At 41.4% G+C, this 15,107-nt stretch carries 13 protein-coding genes and 1 pseudogene; 10 read left to right on the top strand and 4 right to left on the bottom strand.

All coding sequences use genetic code 11. The features are described 5' to 3' along the window. From LD028_RS01120 to LD028_RS01135, 4 genes and pseudogenes are all read left to right on the top strand, one after another. A pseudogene (locus LD028_RS01120) lies at window positions 1-368 on the top strand (IS66 family transposase); the annotation flags it as partial. A 509-nt stretch (window positions 369-877) separates the two neighbouring features. Continuing rightward, a complete protein-coding gene (locus tag LD028_RS01125) occupies window positions 878-2,143 on the top strand; it encodes a hypothetical protein (protein ID WP_237810628.1) in 1,266 nt (421 codons plus the stop codon). A 224-nt stretch (window positions 2,144-2,367) separates the two neighbouring features. Beyond that, window positions 2,368-2,715, top strand: coding sequence for a hypothetical protein (locus tag LD028_RS01130; RefSeq protein ID WP_237810629.1), 348 nt, complete (start codon window positions 2,368-2,370; stop codon window positions 2,713-2,715). Between the two features lie 432 nt (window positions 2,716-3,147). Continuing rightward, entirely contained in the window at window positions 3,148-3,981 is an 834-nt protein-coding gene (locus tag LD028_RS01135; protein WP_237810645.1) for a 5'-3' exonuclease, read from the top strand. Between the two features lie 36 nt (window positions 3,982-4,017). On the opposite strand, the gene LD028_RS01140 is transcribed toward LD028_RS01135, so the two are convergent. From LD028_RS01140 to LD028_RS01150, 3 genes are all read right to left on the bottom strand, one after another. Continuing rightward, window positions 4,018-5,259 carry a glutamate-5-semialdehyde dehydrogenase gene (locus LD028_RS01140; protein WP_237810630.1) on the bottom strand — a complete coding sequence of 414 codons (1,242 nt, stop codon included), beginning with the start codon at window positions 5,257-5,259 and terminating at the stop codon, window positions 4,018-4,020. Between the two features lie 21 nt (window positions 5,260-5,280). Beyond that, window positions 5,281-6,399 carry a glutamate 5-kinase gene (proB, locus tag LD028_RS01145; protein WP_237810631.1) on the bottom strand — a complete coding sequence of 373 codons (1,119 nt, stop codon included), beginning with the start codon at window positions 6,397-6,399 and terminating at the stop codon, window positions 5,281-5,283. 312 nt (window positions 6,400-6,711) lie between these two features. Then, window positions 6,712-7,113, bottom strand: a complete 402-nt coding sequence (locus LD028_RS01150) for an apolipoprotein A1/A4/E family protein (RefSeq protein ID WP_237810632.1) — start codon at window positions 7,111-7,113, stop codon at window positions 6,712-6,714. A gap of 155 nt (window positions 7,114-7,268) precedes the next feature. Between LD028_RS01150 and LD028_RS01155 the strand changes: the two genes are divergently transcribed. Together LD028_RS01155 and LD028_RS01160 are read left to right on the top strand one after the other, a co-directional pair. Continuing rightward, complete coding sequence (locus LD028_RS01155; protein WP_237810633.1) at window positions 7,269-8,171, top strand: ABC transporter ATP-binding protein; 903 nt, start codon at window positions 7,269-7,271, stop codon at window positions 8,169-8,171. Continuing rightward, entirely contained in the window at window positions 8,161-9,390 is a 1,230-nt protein-coding gene (locus tag LD028_RS01160) for an ABC transporter permease (protein WP_237810635.1), read from the top strand. The genes LD028_RS01155 and LD028_RS01160 overlap by 11 nt, the downstream gene beginning before the upstream one ends. Window positions 9,391-9,414: 24 nt before the next feature. On the opposite strand, the gene LD028_RS01165 is transcribed toward LD028_RS01160, so the two are convergent. Further along, window positions 9,415-9,885, bottom strand: a complete 471-nt coding sequence (locus LD028_RS01165) for a PCYCGC domain-containing protein (RefSeq protein WP_237810637.1) — start codon at window positions 9,883-9,885, stop codon at window positions 9,415-9,417. 119 nt (window positions 9,886-10,004) lie between these two features. Between LD028_RS01165 and LD028_RS01170 the strand changes: the two genes are divergently transcribed. The 4 genes from LD028_RS01170 to LD028_RS01185 form a co-directional block, all read left to right on the top strand. Then, the gene (locus tag LD028_RS01170) at window positions 10,005-11,927 is read left to right on the top strand and encodes a FapA family protein (RefSeq protein WP_237810639.1); all 1,923 of its coding nucleotides are present in this window, start codon (window positions 10,005-10,007) and stop codon (window positions 11,925-11,927) included. A 115-nt stretch (window positions 11,928-12,042) separates the two neighbouring features. Beyond that, the gene (locus tag LD028_RS01175; RefSeq protein ID WP_237810641.1) at window positions 12,043-14,019 is read left to right on the top strand and encodes an acetoacetate--CoA ligase; all 1,977 of its coding nucleotides are present in this window, start codon (window positions 12,043-12,045) and stop codon (window positions 14,017-14,019) included. A 116-nt stretch (window positions 14,020-14,135) separates the two neighbouring features. Then, on the top strand, window positions 14,136-14,522 hold the full coding sequence (locus LD028_RS01180) for a MerR family transcriptional regulator (RefSeq protein ID WP_237810643.1): 387 nt from the start codon (window positions 14,136-14,138) through the stop codon (window positions 14,520-14,522). Continuing rightward, window positions 14,519-15,107 (top strand): AMP-binding protein (locus LD028_RS01185; RefSeq protein ID WP_237810644.1); only part of this gene is annotated, 589 nt, incomplete at its 3' end. The genes LD028_RS01180 and LD028_RS01185, both read left to right, overlap by 4 nt.

Genomic DNA, 15,107 nt, shown 5'->3' on the forward strand with positions numbered 1-15,107 from the left:
CGAAGAAGAAGCGAGACGGTGGGGACCGTATCCTGGCGAGAGCACAACACCGATTGGAAGCGATGACGCCTCTTCCGAAAAAAGCACTCGCTTTTGTTCGACACCTTCAAAAACGAAAGGAAGAAGCGCTGCGTTTCTTACGTGAAGCTCACGTTCCCTTTGACAACAACCAAGCCGAACGCGATCTTCGCATGGTCAAAGTGAAAGAGAACATTTCGGGTACGTTTCGCGAAGAAACATTCGCCCAGTCTTTTTGTATCACAAGAAGCATCGTTTCCACACTCGCGAAACACGAAAAAAACGTGTGGGACTCGTTATGTCTTCTGTTGACGGGCGACACGCTCGATCGTGTTCTTTCTATCACTTAGGGCATTTTCTATCACGGAGATGCCCTATTTGTGTTGCGCTTTTTTACATACTACTATCGGGGTGAATAGTTACGCAAGTTGCCATTTTTGCTTTACATCCTGTCGATCACTTGCTGTGTTGTATTTATAGTCGACTTGTATAGAGAGAACAGAGGAAACGAAAAATCGGAAATTTTTATTGAATTTCATTTACAAAAAAAGGGGGGATTGTTGTTGTGTCTGTCACCTGTCGAAATGGTTTGTTGTCAGGAAAAAGGTTCGATTGATACAGGCAGAGAATGTCCGCGGTTCTTCGTCTTTTTGTTGTAAAAGATGAAGTTTGATTAATAATTGAGGTAACAATCTTGTCACTCCAATGTTTGGGTGGTTGTGTGTGTCGTTACCTCAATCATACCGTAGACAACAAGAGTGACAAGCTTTTTTATCCAGGACAGCGTAAAATCAACAAAAAATCAGGGGACGTCTTTAAAACTTTTGACAATACCAATATCAGAAGGGAAGTGTCCTTAATGAATATCTCATTAAAAAACACTGTGATCCTATTCATCATTTTACTTCCCATATTGATTTTATCACCACGGTCTATAAACGCGGAAAATGATATAGCTAATGATTCCGAATTAAAAAGAAATATAGAATATAGAAAGAAAATGGGTTTAAATTATGATCCTGTTTATGTGAGTAATTTAATAACATCAAAGAAAGTAACACAGTCATACGAAAAACACGGAGTTTGGCTAACTGAGGACGAATTAGAGGAAATAGAAAATAGAATAAAACATCAAGAGGAAAAAATACCATTGATTTTAGAATATATTAGAAACAATATTAGTTCAAGTGATTTTGGGGGACTGTACGTCGATCAATCGAAAAAAGGTGTGGTAACAATTAGTTTTTCTAAAAATTTAAAACAAATGAATAAAGAGATAAATGACATTAGGAAAATTTTTAATAATGATTCAAAAATAAAATTTAAACAAGTACAAAGATCAGAAAAGCAGCTTGATGAAATACATTCGACAGTACTCTCGAAGAAGCGTGAATTAAAAGAACAAGGCATAAATGTTACTACTATATATTCTGATATTCAAAGGAATAAGGTTATTATCGGTATTTATCCATTTGACAGCACTGCTAGGGATTCACTTGTAAATATATTCGGTTCAGATATTGAAGTAATTGAATCTGATGGTGGGTACGAAGAGTCTAGAACTGCTTATACACGGCCATTAGAAGGTGGATTAAGGATTAGCAATATTGACACAGGTTGGGGATGTACGGGCGGATTTTCAGCTTCTTATGGAAATTGGGTTTACTATGTCACAGCTGGTCATTGCGGGAGAAGTAGTGATAGATTTAGTCAAGGCGGTTCATACTTTGGATATGCCTACAGGCTCGTAAATAGTGGTGAACTGGATGCAATGCTGATTTCATTAGGTCAACTTTCCTATGCTAGCAATTATAATTATGGACAGCCTAACTTTACCAGTTGGCAAAGAGAATCATATGAATATGTAGGACAATACGTATGTATGAATGGTTCATATACTGGCAATGCATGTGGGGTTGTAAAAAGTACAAATTATTCAGCAAGAGAACACAATAATATGACTGCTGCTGATTATAATTCTACTAACGGTGACAGTGGTTCGCCTACATATTATGGTAGCCAGATTAGAGGTGTACATGAAGGCGTAGGCTCTAATGGGTGGAAAATGTATACTCATGTACAAAGTATAGTAGATTATTGGGGGTTATCTCCTAGAACGTGGTGAATGTTTTTGTGTATTATCTTTGTTAACATAGGGATAATTTAGAGAAATAACGTATTACCAAATAAAACGTTCATGAGTAATCTTTACTTCCCTTAGGAGCATTTTTAAAAGCCTCCTGCTCATAAAAAGGGAATAGAAAGAAGTTTAGTTTTGCGTTGTGTTGTCTTTTTCGATAAATGTAATCTTATAAAAAATTATTTTTCATACAAAGGAATGCAATTCGAATGATTAGAACTGTTGTTTTCGTCTTGGTTAGTTTACTCTTGACTGGTTGCACAGGAACAAAGTCTTTTGAAGGGACGCTTTATAGTATTGGAGAAAATTATTTTGTTGTGGACTGTTCCCATGAAGTAAAGAAAAGGAAAAATAACGTAGAGGATATAAGCTATCCTTGTACAGTCCGAATCACAGATCAAACAAAATTCAGTGATGAAGATGGCAACAAATTAAGTGTTGACGACTTTACGGAAGAAGTAACTGTGAAAGTCATTCTTGCCACTCCTCAGACTATGAGTCAAAGTAAAGAAAGCAGAGACGTTGAGGCTAAGGAGATTATATTGCTTAATCGATAGAATCTGATCCTTCAAGTGAAAAAACTGCTCGTTCGGTCGCAGAAATTGATAGGCTTGTCGTTGTGCCTGTCACCTGTCGAAAGTTAACGATGTTTTATCTACTTATGACTTCAGAGTGTGAAAGAGGAAATAGCATGAAAAAAGTTACATTGCTTTTTTTGCATTTCTTATGTGTCTTTTGTATATGAGTTGGTCTAAAGAAGGTTGGAAAGGCATTTTACTTCTTTTTTTAAAAGGTATTGTTATTTTTTTTATTATTTACGTTGTCGTATTTGCTATTGTATGGTCGATTATGAAGCTAGTTCGTTTTTTAAAAAGACGTCTGCAATAAATGATACGTTGCACAAAATATGTTTGAACGTTTCCACCATCCCATATGGGGTGGTTTTTTGTTATACTTGTTGCATCGATACATAGAAAGGACAACGAGTGATGGAACGAGAACATTTGTTATTAATCGACGGGATGGCGTTATTGTTTCGATCGTTTTATGCGACAGCGCCGAGATGGATGATGAATAGCCGTGGGGTGCCGACGAATGCGGTATATGGGGTAGTGAAACAAATCGAAGCGGCGACAAATGTACTTCAACCAACGCATATCGTTTGTTGTTGGGATATGGGAAGTACGACGTTTCGCACGGAATGGTTTCCGGACTATAAAGCGAATCGAGGCGAGCCGCCGCATGAATTAATTCCGCAGTTTGATTTGGCGAAAGAAGCGGTTGCGATGCTAGGTATTCCGAATATCGGCGTGCTCGGTGCGGAGGCGGACGATTGCATCGGCTCGCTTGTAAAGCAATATCGCGAACATATGCAAATTTCTATTATGACAGGAGACCGGGATTTATTTCAGCTTCTTTCGGAACGTGTCACTGTCTATTTGTTGGCAAAAGGCATCGGCAACTACGAGGCGTATACGCTCGAACGCTTTATTGAAGAAAAAGGGATTCAGCCACATCAACTCATCGATGTGAAGGCGCTTATGGGGGATCCGAGCGACAATTACCCAGGCGTGCGCGGCATCGGCGAAAAACAAGCGTTTAAACTCATTCAACAGTACGGTTCGATTGAAGGAATCTTGGAAAACTTAGCGAACTTAACAAACGCACAGCAACAAAAAATAACCGAACATCTCGACTTGCTTCATTTGTCGCGAAAACTTGCGACTATCCATTGCGATATTCCGATTTCCTTACGATTAGAAGAAGCGAAATGGGATGGAGAGCGCAAGCGGTTTGCGGAAGTATTAGAAGCGATTCGGTAAGGGGTGAGAAAACCAGCCCCACATAGAGGCTGGTTTTTATGTCCGCACTTGCCCGTTCCCGTACACGAGCGTTTTTGTTGTCGTGATGGCGCGTAAGCCCATTGGACCGCGGGCGTGCAGTTTTTGCGTGCTAATGCCGATTTCCGCGCCGTATCCGAACTGTTCGCCATCGGTGAAGCGGGTAGAGGCGTTATGATACAATACAGCGGCATCGACGCGAGCAAAAAATTGCTCCACGTGTTCCCTACATTCAGAAATAATTGCTTCGGAATGTTTTGTGCCGTAGCGCTCAATATGCTCTATTGCTTCATCGACTGTTTCAACAAGCTTCACTGCTAAAATCGGGGCTAAAAATTCGGTTGCCCAGTCGGCTTCTGTCGCTTCACGAACGAACGGATATGTAGCCGCAAGCTGTTTGTCGGCACGCAATTCGATCCCTTTTTCATGCAGCGTTTCAAGCAACGCACTTATATATGGCCATTGGTGGTGAACGATGACCGTTTCAACTGCATTGCAAACGGACGGGCGCTGCAGTTTAGCGTTTATGACAATATCGATCGCCATTTCTTTTTCGGCAGAGTCGTCAATGAAAATATGGCAATTGCCGACACCTGTTTCTAACACAGGAATCGTGGCGTTTTCGACGACCGATTGAATAAGGCCAGCGCCGCCGCGCGGGATGAGTACGTCTACATATTCCTTTAAACGAAACATATGTTGTGCCGTTTCGCGACTCGTATCTTCCAATAGTTGAATGGCATCGATTGGAACCGACGACCGTTTTAGCGCCTCTTGCATGACCGAAACGAGCGCTTTGTTTGAGTAAATGGCGGAAGAACTGCCGCGCAACAAGACAGCATTTCCTGTTTTTAAGCAAAGGCTAGCCGCATCGACGGTGACATTTGGTCGTGCTTCATACACCATGCCGACGACGCCAAGCGGCACACGAATTTGTTTTAAGAATAGCCCATTTGGTCGCGTCCATTGTTCGATCGTTTCGCCAATCGGATCTGGTAGGTCGATGACTTGTTGGACGCCATTGGCGATTTGCTTGATGCGTTCTTCTGTTAATTGCAAACGATCAAGTAGGGAAGGGGAGAGACCGTTTTCTTTCCCGTTCGCCATATCTTTTTCATTTTCGTGTAAAAGATATGGCATTTGCGCAATTAACGCTTCTGCGATCATCGAAAGCGCCTCATTTTTTTCTTCTGTTGACACTATCCCTAATTGCTTGGCAGCTTGCTTTAATTTTTTCGCTTTGGCGATTAGTTCGCTCATTCCTTTTCGCTCCTTTCGTTTTCAACAAACAGATATCCTTTTTAAACATACTAAGTTGTCGCGATGAATGACTTCTGGACGATGATGGAAAGAGTATCGTTTTGCTTTTTCACTTGAAAGCCCTTTTACCTTCGCTAAATCGCTTGCCGCATAATATACTTGCCCTCTAGCGATCACATCGCCTTTTTGATTGACGACATTGACGACATCTAGCGCTTGAAACGAACCGAATACATTCGTCACACCAGCAGGTAATAAACTTTTTCCTTTATGCAAAATGGCTGTTTCTGCTCCTTCATCGATTTCGATTGCTCCGGTGACTTCGGAATGGTATGCGATCCATTGTTTGCGCATTTGCATATGTTCTTGAAATGGGGAGCCGATATACGTCCCATCGCCTTTTCCTTCTAAAATATGTTTCAACTTTTCTTTTCCTTTTCCTGTACCGATAAAGACGCTGACGCCGAAGGAAAGCGCCTTTTGCGCGGCAAGTAGCTTAGATTTCATACCCCCTGTTCCGACTGCTGAGCCACTTCCGCCTGCTTGTTCCATCAGTTCGTCAGTAATTTCCGAAAGAAAATGATATTTCTTCGCCTCCAGATGGCTCGGGTGTTGGTCATACAGCCCGTTAATATCCGTTAAAATGATTAAGGCATCGGCATGCAAAAAACCGCTCACCAAGGCGGACAATAAATCGTTATCGCCAAACGTTAACTCTTCAACAGAGACAGAGTCGTTTTCATTAATAATCGGAAGCACTCCGCGGTCAAGCAGCGTTGAAATCGTCGCAAACAAATTGCGAAATCGCTCGCGATCGTAAAAATCTGCGCGTGTTAACAACAATTGCCCGGTAACGATACCAAACGAACGAAAAGCAGAAATGTAGCTTTGCATGAGCACCCCTTGCCCGACTGCGGCAGCTGCTCGTTTTCCTGCGATTGTTTTTGGTCGCGAGCGATACCCGAGCAATCCAAACCCAGCGGCGACCGCTCCGGAAGAAATGAGAATGACATCGTGTCCAAGTTGTTTCATATACGCCAGTGCTTCGACATGTTCACGAAGCTTTTGCTCCGAGAGTGTGCCGTTTGTTTCTGTTAATGAGCTACTGCCAATTTTTATAACGATTCGTTTTTTTTTCACTATTTCACTCCTTTACTACAAAATAAAAAAACGCTCCTCCGTCCTTATAGAAAAGGACGGAAAAGCGTCGTTTCCGCGGTACCACCTTTTTTGGCGCCAAGCGCGCCCACCTCTTGCCCTGTAACGTAGGGAAACGGCTTATGTTTGCATAAGCGGCCGTGTAGGGTAGGTTCAACCGACTTCCCGTGAGGAACCTTCCAGCCTATGGGTTCCACTCTCTTGCACGTTCCATCGGTTTACTCGTCCCGTGCCTTTTTCACTTATTATATTTTTTAGAATTATGAAACAAAAAAGCGAAGATGTCAATGGATTTTACGATTGTTTGGATAAAAGACGAAGTTTTCGCTCATGTTGGAGTGTTTTGGAAGAAAGCAGATCAACGGTTTCTTGCGTGTCGGTTAATTCATCGCGTAGTAGATCAACTTTTTCGTTTAGCTGCTCGAACTGTTTGTCCATTTCTTGTTTAAGAGCGTCAATTCTCGTTTCTAATTTGCTTTCTACACCTCGAATTTCCGAGCGAAGCTGTTGCCCCATTTCTTGCATTTCTGAACGAAGCTGTTGTCCCATTTCTTGCATTTCCGAACGAAGCTGGTTGCCCATCTCTTGCATTTCCGTCCGGAGCTGATTGTTCATTTCCTTCATTTCGTAATGAATTTTGTTTGAGAATAGTTCGAGCGCTTTCACAATTTCTTTTACAATTGTTTCCCTGTCCACTTTGATTCACCCCCCTTTTATTTTTCATTATAAATGAATGACGGACAAGAAAGAAGTATGTTTCTCATCATTTTCCGATCATAAAAAGTAAATAGATGAAACTTTTACCTAACATCATACGTTATAATGTAATAAAAGAGAAAGGAGTGGAAAACATGGGATTAGTGTTGCAACATGTAACAAAACAGTTTGGCTCGTTTACAGCAGTAGATGATGTGACGTTGTCTATTCCGGAAAAGGGTATATTTGGATTTCTGGGGGCGAACGGAGCAGGAAAAACGACAACATTTCGAATGATCTTAGGATTGCTTGAGCCAACGAAAGGGGAGATTACATGGAACGGTGAGCATATTACGTATAAACATAGTCATCTCATCGGATATTTGCCGGAAGAAAGAGGATTGTATCCAAAGTTAAAAGTAAAAGAACAACTCATTTATTTAGGAAGATTGCGAGGATTACATAAAGAAGAAATTGTGAAAGAAATGCGCAATTGGCTGGAGCGTTTTAAAATCCCACAATATGAAAATCAAAAAGTAGAACAGTTATCGAAAGGTAATCAACAAAAAATTCAATTTATCGCTGCGGTGTTACATCGTCCGCAATTGCTGATTTTAGATGAACCATTCAGCGGACTAGATCCGGTAAATGTCGAAATGTTGAAAAAGGCAGTAATAGATTTACAACAACAAGGAACAACGATTGTCTTCTCAAGTCATCGGATGGAACATGTTGAACAATTATGTGAACATATATGCATTATGCATAAAGGAAGACCTATTGTTCATGGATCAATTAAAGAAATTAAGCAATCTTTCGGCAAGAAAAATGTCATTATTCACGGAGAGCTTCCGTTTGAAACATTAACAAACGTTCCTGGCGTATTAAAAATGGAGAAAACGGTTGAAGGAGTTCGCTTACAAATAGCAGATGAAAGTGTATCCCAGCGCATTCTTGAACATATTTATGCAAAAGGATTTATTCGTACGTTTTCGCTAGAAGAACCATCGCTCAATGACATTTTTATCGAGAAAGTAGGTGCAGCGTATGAACAATAAGTTTTGGATCGTTTTTCTTCACACGTACGTAACGAAATTAAAATCAAAGTCTTTTTTCATTTCAACGATCATTACTGCTTTTATTGTATTTGGTATTAGTCAGTTAGATCGTATCATTGAAGCGTTTAGCGATAATGGTCAAAAAACAATTGGTGTTATTGATGAAACAAATGGGTGGTACGAAGCATTGCAATCGCAATTGCAATCGAATAAAGAAATAAAACTTGTTCGCCATGATAAAAGTGAGGAACAGGCAAAAGAACTTGTCCAAACAGAAAAGTGGTATGCGTATATTGTACTTGATGTACAAAACGGTCAGCCGAAAGTGACATATTATGCAAAAAATATTGCAGATAGTGATGTCATTCATGGCATTGAGCAAGCGTTGCAACAAGTTAAAATTGCGATGATGGCAAAACAAATTGGATTAACGTATGAACAAATAAACGCATTATATGCTCCAATTGCCATAGAAAAGGTAGCGCTTGAAGAACATGCAAAAACAGAAGAACAATTAAATCAAGCAAGAGCGATCGTATATGTGCTATTGTTTGCGATGTATATGTTCGTGTTAATGTACGGAAGTATGATTATGATGGAAGTAGCAACGGAAAAATCATCGCGTATTATGGAAATTTTAATTTCAAGTATCTCACCTGTTCAACAATTGTTCGGAAAAATTTTAGGAGTTGCTTTGTTAAGTTTGACGCAGTTTATGTTTATTTTTTCAGTTGGCTATGTCTCGATGAAACAAAGCGATATATTGCGTCAGTTGCTTGGTATGAATGAACTCCCACTTTCTTTAATTACGTACGGCATTATCTTTTTCTTGCTCGGTTATTTGTTGTACGCAATGTTATTTGCGGTACTTGGCTCGATTGTCAGTCGAGTAGAAGAAGTGCAACAAATGGCTGGACCTGTCACAATGTTAGTTGTCGCTGCGTTTATTATGGCGATGTTTGGCTTGAATGCACCGGAATCTCCGTTTATTGCAACAATGTCGTTTGTTCCATTTTTTGCTCCAATGATTATGTTTTTACGAATCGGAATGCTAAACGTTCCAGTTTGGGAAATCGCTCTTAGCATTGCTTTGCTCATTGGGACAATCGCTTTTTTATTTGTGTTTGGTTCAAAAATATATCGCGGTGGCGTGCTCATGTACAATCAAGCGTCTTCATGGAAAGATCTCAAACGGGCATGGCAATTAACGAAAAAATGAAAAACCGAGCAAACAGCTCGGTTTTTACATCGGCTTTGTCGGTGTCGGCTTCGCATAGCCTTCTTTATATGTTTCATCAATAAGGTGACGAATATCTTTGATCGACATTCCTTTTTCATATTGTTCAATAGAAATAGCGGCGATCTCTAAACAAACTCCGCATTTTGTTGCGTGATCGTCCCAAATGATTGCACCGTTGCTTTTATTTTCATGTACAAAACAATCATAATTGTTCTCATGACCGACTGATTCACCGCAACCACAATAACAAGGTATGTTTTCTAACAACTTTTGATGTGTTGCAGCCTGTTCATATAAATGAGACATCGATTCATTATAGGAAGACAAAAATGATGGAAGATCACGAATCGAGTTTGTTTCTTCCCGGATATCACCTGTTTCGTGTTCTGCAGTATGTTTTTCTTCTTGTTGTACACAACCACTAAGCAATAAACTAGTAGAGATCATTGCGTTAAGCATCAATCGTTTTCTCATCCCAACCATCCTTTTTCTAAAATGATAAAGGGTTCCGACTTTTTTCACTATTTCTTTTATCTTTTCACTATTATAATATAAAAATAACAGTAAATGATAAGGAAAAAGGCGGGGGAAAAATGGATTGCATCGAAGTAAAAGGAAAAACGGTGGAAGAAGCGATTGGAGAGGGGCTCAAACAGCTTCAAGCAACGCGCGAAGAAGTAATCATCGAAGTTGTGCAACAAGAGCGCAAAAAGTTGTTTGGAGTCGTCTCGCAACCTGCCGTTGTTCGACTAACGAAGAAACAGCAAGCAAACCAAATGATTCAACAAGTTGAAGGAAAAGCATGGATTCAAGATGGTACGTTGTATTACGAATGTTTGGACGTAAGCCCAACGATCGTAATCGGTGAAGGTGTCATCTGTTTACATAATGGTCAACAAGTCGAAGGAAGCATCACGTTACAAGAAGGCGACGACGTTCGTATTTACCCAAAAGAAGAAAGCATCGCCCAATCCGTTTGGAGAATTGATGTAGATGCTAGAAAGTTAGAAGCAACATTAACGTTCGCCCCTGGGGTACGGCGTCGATATATATTGGAAGATCAATCACCATCTAACAAATTACATATACAAGCAAAAATAGAAACTGAACTTATTTATGACGTATCATATGAGAAAGTAATAGCAAAATTGCAAGAATTAGGGATTGTTTATGGAATAAGAGAAGAAGTGATTCGAGAAGTATTGCAATCAGAGAAAAAAATAACAGCTATAATTGCTAGAGGAATTGAGCCAACAGAGGGAAAGGACGGATGGGTAGAAGTAAAAGTAGGTGAGGGGAAAAGAACACCGAAAGTTCGTGAAGACGGAACCGTTGATTATCGTGAAATAGAAATGATTGCGACCGTTGGTGAAGGTGACTTGATTGCGATTGTTCATCCACCGCTGCCAGGTAAACCAGGATTAACCATCACAAATGACGTGATACCTGTACGTGAAGTACATCCGGTGATGATTAAACTTGGTAAGGGAGTAACGATGGATGGAAACCGCATTTTAGCAACAACAGGCGGGCGACCGCAAATTGCGAAAAAGGGAAAGACGGTTGTCGTCTCCATCCTTCCAAAGCTTGTTCATCAAGGCGATGTCGATTTATCAGTCGGGAATATTCATTTTAAAGGCGATGTTGAAATTACAGGAAACGTCCAAGACGAAATGGTTGTTGAAGCGCTCGGTAGCATTATGATTTTACAAAATGTCAATCGCGCAAAAATTCGTGCGCAACAATCGATTTTTATTCAACAAAACGTCATTAGTGGTACGGTGACATCAGGAGAAAACAAAATGATTGTGACCAAGCTGATCGGTTTATTACAACAAATTCGCCACTCACTTGAGCGAATGATTGTTGCGATTCAACAACTAATGGTCATGTCTAAAATTCGCGAACAAGATATTTATCCGCTGACGAAGAGATTGCTTGAAAGCAAGTTTCAAACGACGATGGAAGCGATGAAACAGTATAAAACGATGTGTGAGCAAAAGCGCGAACAAATTGGTGAACAATGGTTCGATATTGGCTCACAGTTGGATGGTTGCTTGCTCGCTGATCGTCCGAATCATTTTCATTGTTTAGAAGGCATGGCGAATTTGCTTCGAGAACTAAATACGTTTATCGGGCAATACGACCGCGAAGAAAACGATGCAATTGAGCTTTCTTACGCTTTAAATAGCGTCATTCACGGAAGTGGAGATGTCGTTGTAACGGGAAAAGGGTGTTACAATTGTAACATTTATGCTGGAGGCACATTGACTGTTCACGGAGTGTTACGCGGTGGTGAAGCGTATGCGCAAAAAGGGATGAAAATTAAAGAAGTTGGCTCTTCGCTCGGGATTAAGACTGTATTAGCTGTTCCAAAAGGGGAGACGATCTATATTGAACACGCATGGGAAGGAACAGTTGTACAATTTGGTAAAAAGACGTATACATTTTATGAAGAGAAAAAACACGTTGAAATGAAATGGGACGACGAACGTCAAGAAATTGTATTTGGATAAAAAAGACGCATGGCCAACAAAGCCGATGCGTCTTTTTGTATATTTTTCGGATAATCATATAGTATAATGTAAATGTTCTTAATTTTCTTTCTTTTTTGAAGAAGGGGGCTAGAAAATGAAAGCGATTACGGATGGGGATATTTTATGGACGCCAACGAAAGAACAAATCGAACAATCAAGCGTGAAAAAGTATATGAATTGGCTAGAAGCAAAAAAAGGGCTTACGTTTGATTCGCATGCGGCGTTATGGAAATGGTCGGTCGAGAATCTTGAGCAATTTTGGGAAACGGTGTGGGAATATTGCAGCGTTCAGTCGTCTGCACCGTATACCGGTGTGTTAGAAGAACGAAAAATGCCACGGGCAAACTGGTTTCCAGGGGCACGGCTAAACTATGTGGAACATATTTTTCGCAACATGCAGGAGAAGCCAGCGCTTTTGTTCCGTTCCGAACACGTTTTGCTGCGTGAAGTGACGTGGAAAGAGTTAAAACAACAAACGGCAGCCGTCGCTTCGGCACTGAAAAAACTGGGGATCAAGCAAGGAGATCGCGTCGTTGCTTATATGCCAAACATTCCGGAAACCGTCGTTGCGTTTTTGGCGTGCGCGAGCATTGGCGCGATCTGGTCTAGTTGTTCTCCCGATTTTGGCGCCAACAGCGTCATCGACCGCTTCCAACAAATTGAGCCGACGGTGTTGTTTGCGGTAGATGGTTGTCAATATAACGGGAAAACGTTTGATAAAGTACCAGTTGTGAAAGAACTGCAAGAAAAACTTCCGTCGCTAAAAAAGACGATTGTCGTTCCGTATTTGCGTGACGATGTGGAAGCGTGGGACGATTCCGTTTTATTATGGACGGACATATTAAAAGAGGAAGGTGAACTGGTGTATGAACAAGTGCCGTTTGCTCATCCGCTTTGGATTTTATATTCTTCTGGAACGACCGGATTGCCAAAGCCAATTGTACAAGGGCATGGCGGTATTTTATTAGAGCATTTAAAAATTTTATCGATTGAATGCAATATTGCGCGCGATAGCACATTTTTCTGGTTCACGACGACCGGTTGGATGATGTGGAACTTTTTAATTGGCGGGCTGTTAGTTGGGGCAACAGTTGTGTTATATGACGGGAGCCCAACGTTTCCAGATGCGAACGTCTTATGGGAGCTTGCCGAAAAAGCAAAAATTACGCATTTTGGCACAAGCGCAGCGTTTATTAACGTCTGCATGAAACAAGGCATTCGTCCGAAAGACACTTACGATTTTTCACACTTGCAAGCGGTTCTCTCGACAGGATCCCCACTGACGACCGAAGGGTTTCTTTGGGTGTATGAACATATGAAAGACGTTTGGCTCGTTTCCTGCAGTGGCGGGACGGATGTATGCACCGCGTTTGTCGGTGGGTCGCCCATTTTGCCGGTTCGTGCAGGCATGCTGCAATGCCGTTCGCTCGGGGCAAACGTACAGGCGTTTGATGAACATGGACATTCGCTGATCAATGAAGTGGGAGAATTAGTCATCACGGATCCAATGCCGTCGATGCCGCTCTTTTTCTGGAACGACGAAAACGACCGTCGCTACCTCGAAAGCTATTTTGATACGTATCCAGGCGTGTGGAAACATGGGGATTGGATTAAAATTGATGCTGAAGGAAGCTGCGTCATTTACGGTCGTTCGGATTCGACGATTAACCGCGCAGGCGTGCGCATGGGCACGAGCGAAATTTATCGGGCGGTGGAAACAGTGGATGGCATTCTCGATAGTTTAGTCATTGACTTAGAAGTGATGGGAAGAAAATCGTTTATGCCGCTATTTGTCGTTCTGCAGCCAGGGATAGAGCTAGATGACGCATTAAAACAACGAGTGAAAGATGCCATTAAAGCGCACGTATCGCCACGCTTTATTCCAGACGACATTTATCAAGTCGAACAAATTCCAAAAACGTTAAACGGAAAGAAAATGGAAATCCCAATTCGGAAAATTTTATTAGGCTTCCCGCTCGAAAAAGCAGTGAACGTTGGCTCGATGGCAAACCCAGAATCACTTTCTTTCTTTATCGAACTCGCGAAACAATGGGAGCATTCGAATGTATAAGCAAGGCTGTTGCCGTTTGGCAACAGCCTTAGTGGTGTGCGCTGCTTTTCTTATTGACTTTTACGTAAACGTAAACTAAAATAAAATTCAGAAAATTAAAAATAAAGGTGGAAGCAATGAATTACTATACAATCTCCCAACTGGCCGAGCAGTTTGATATTAGCACGCGAACGATTCGCTATTATGAGGAACGTGGGCTCATTTCCCCGATTCGCACCGAGTCGGGCCAGCGGCTGTATACGAAAAAAGACCGAGCGGTGTTAAAGCTTATTTTACGCGGGAAACGGTTCGGTTTTTCGTTAGAAGAAATTCACGAAATGATTAGCTTGTTTGACAACGATCGCACTGGCCGAAAACAGCTGGAAAAAACAATCGCATACGGCGAACAAAAGTTAAAGGAGGTGACGGAGCGGATTGAAGACTTAATGCAGTTAAAACAAGAAATGGAGTCGATTTTGGCAGATTTTCGCGAACGATTACAAAAGCTGGAGGGAACGAAATGAACATTTCCGAGTTGTTAGCGCGTAATGCGCGAAAGTTTCCGAATAAAATAGCACTCATGGATGGTGCCGTGTCGCTGTCTTATCGAGAAGTAGATGATACGGTCAATCGGCTCGCTTCTTCGCTTGCTTCGCTCGGCATCAAACGAGGCGATAAAGTCGTATTGTATATGCCAAATGTGAGAGAATTTGTATATGCGTATTTTGCTGTCTTGCGCCTTGGTGCCATCATCGTACCAATTAATGCGCGGCTAACTGCCCAAGAAGTGCAATATATTATGGACCATAGCGAAGCAAAAGCGGTCATCGCACATGATTGGATTTATCAAGAACTTGCCTCGCTTGTTCATAAGGTTGACGTCATTTGGGTGAAAACAGGGGAAGCAATAGAAGGTTGGCGTTCGTTATCGCAGCTCATTGCTAGCGGCGATTCTTCCCCAATTGTTTGTCCGCTGAGCGAAGAGGACGAAACGACGATTTTATACACATCTGGAACGACTGGTAAACCAAAAGGAGTATTGTTTACAGCGCGCAATATTTTCGCTGTCGCAACGATGATGGCGCTAGAGACGAAAATGGATAAACATA

Origin of the sequence: Anoxybacillus sp. LAT27 (genome assembly GCF_022030075.1) — a bacterium.
Classification (GTDB): Bacteria; Bacillota; Bacilli; order Bacillales; family Anoxybacillaceae; genus Anoxybacillus; species Anoxybacillus kestanbolensis.

What these genes read in the sequence shown, in the direction of transcription:
- LD028_RS01125 (WP_237810628.1), top strand. Translation starts at nt 878, where the DNA reads ATGAATATCTCATTAAAAAACACTGTGATCCTATTCATCATTTTACTT.
- LD028_RS01130 (WP_237810629.1), top strand. Translation starts at nt 2,368, where the DNA reads ATGATTAGAACTGTTGTTTTCGTCTTGGTTAGTTTACTCTTGACTGGT.
- LD028_RS01135 (WP_237810645.1), top strand. Translation starts at nt 3,148, where the DNA reads ATGGAACGAGAACATTTGTTATTAATCGACGGGATGGCGTTATTGTTT.
- LD028_RS01140 (WP_237810630.1), bottom strand. Translation starts at nt 5,259, where the DNA reads ATGAGCGAACTAATCGCCAAAGCGAAAAAATTAAAGCAAGCTGCCAAG.
- LD028_RS01155 (WP_237810633.1), top strand. Translation starts at nt 7,269, where the DNA reads ATGGGATTAGTGTTGCAACATGTAACAAAACAGTTTGGCTCGTTTACA.
- LD028_RS01160 (WP_237810635.1), top strand. Translation starts at nt 8,161, where the DNA reads ATGAACAATAAGTTTTGGATCGTTTTTCTTCACACGTACGTAACGAAA.
- LD028_RS01165 (WP_237810637.1), bottom strand. Translation starts at nt 9,885, where the DNA reads ATGAGAAAACGATTGATGCTTAACGCAATGATCTCTACTAGTTTATTG.
- LD028_RS01170 (WP_237810639.1), top strand. Translation starts at nt 10,005, where the DNA reads ATGGATTGCATCGAAGTAAAAGGAAAAACGGTGGAAGAAGCGATTGGA.
- LD028_RS01175 (WP_237810641.1), top strand. Translation starts at nt 12,043, where the DNA reads ATGAAAGCGATTACGGATGGGGATATTTTATGGACGCCAACGAAAGAA.
- LD028_RS01180 (WP_237810643.1), top strand. Translation starts at nt 14,136, where the DNA reads ATGAATTACTATACAATCTCCCAACTGGCCGAGCAGTTTGATATTAGC.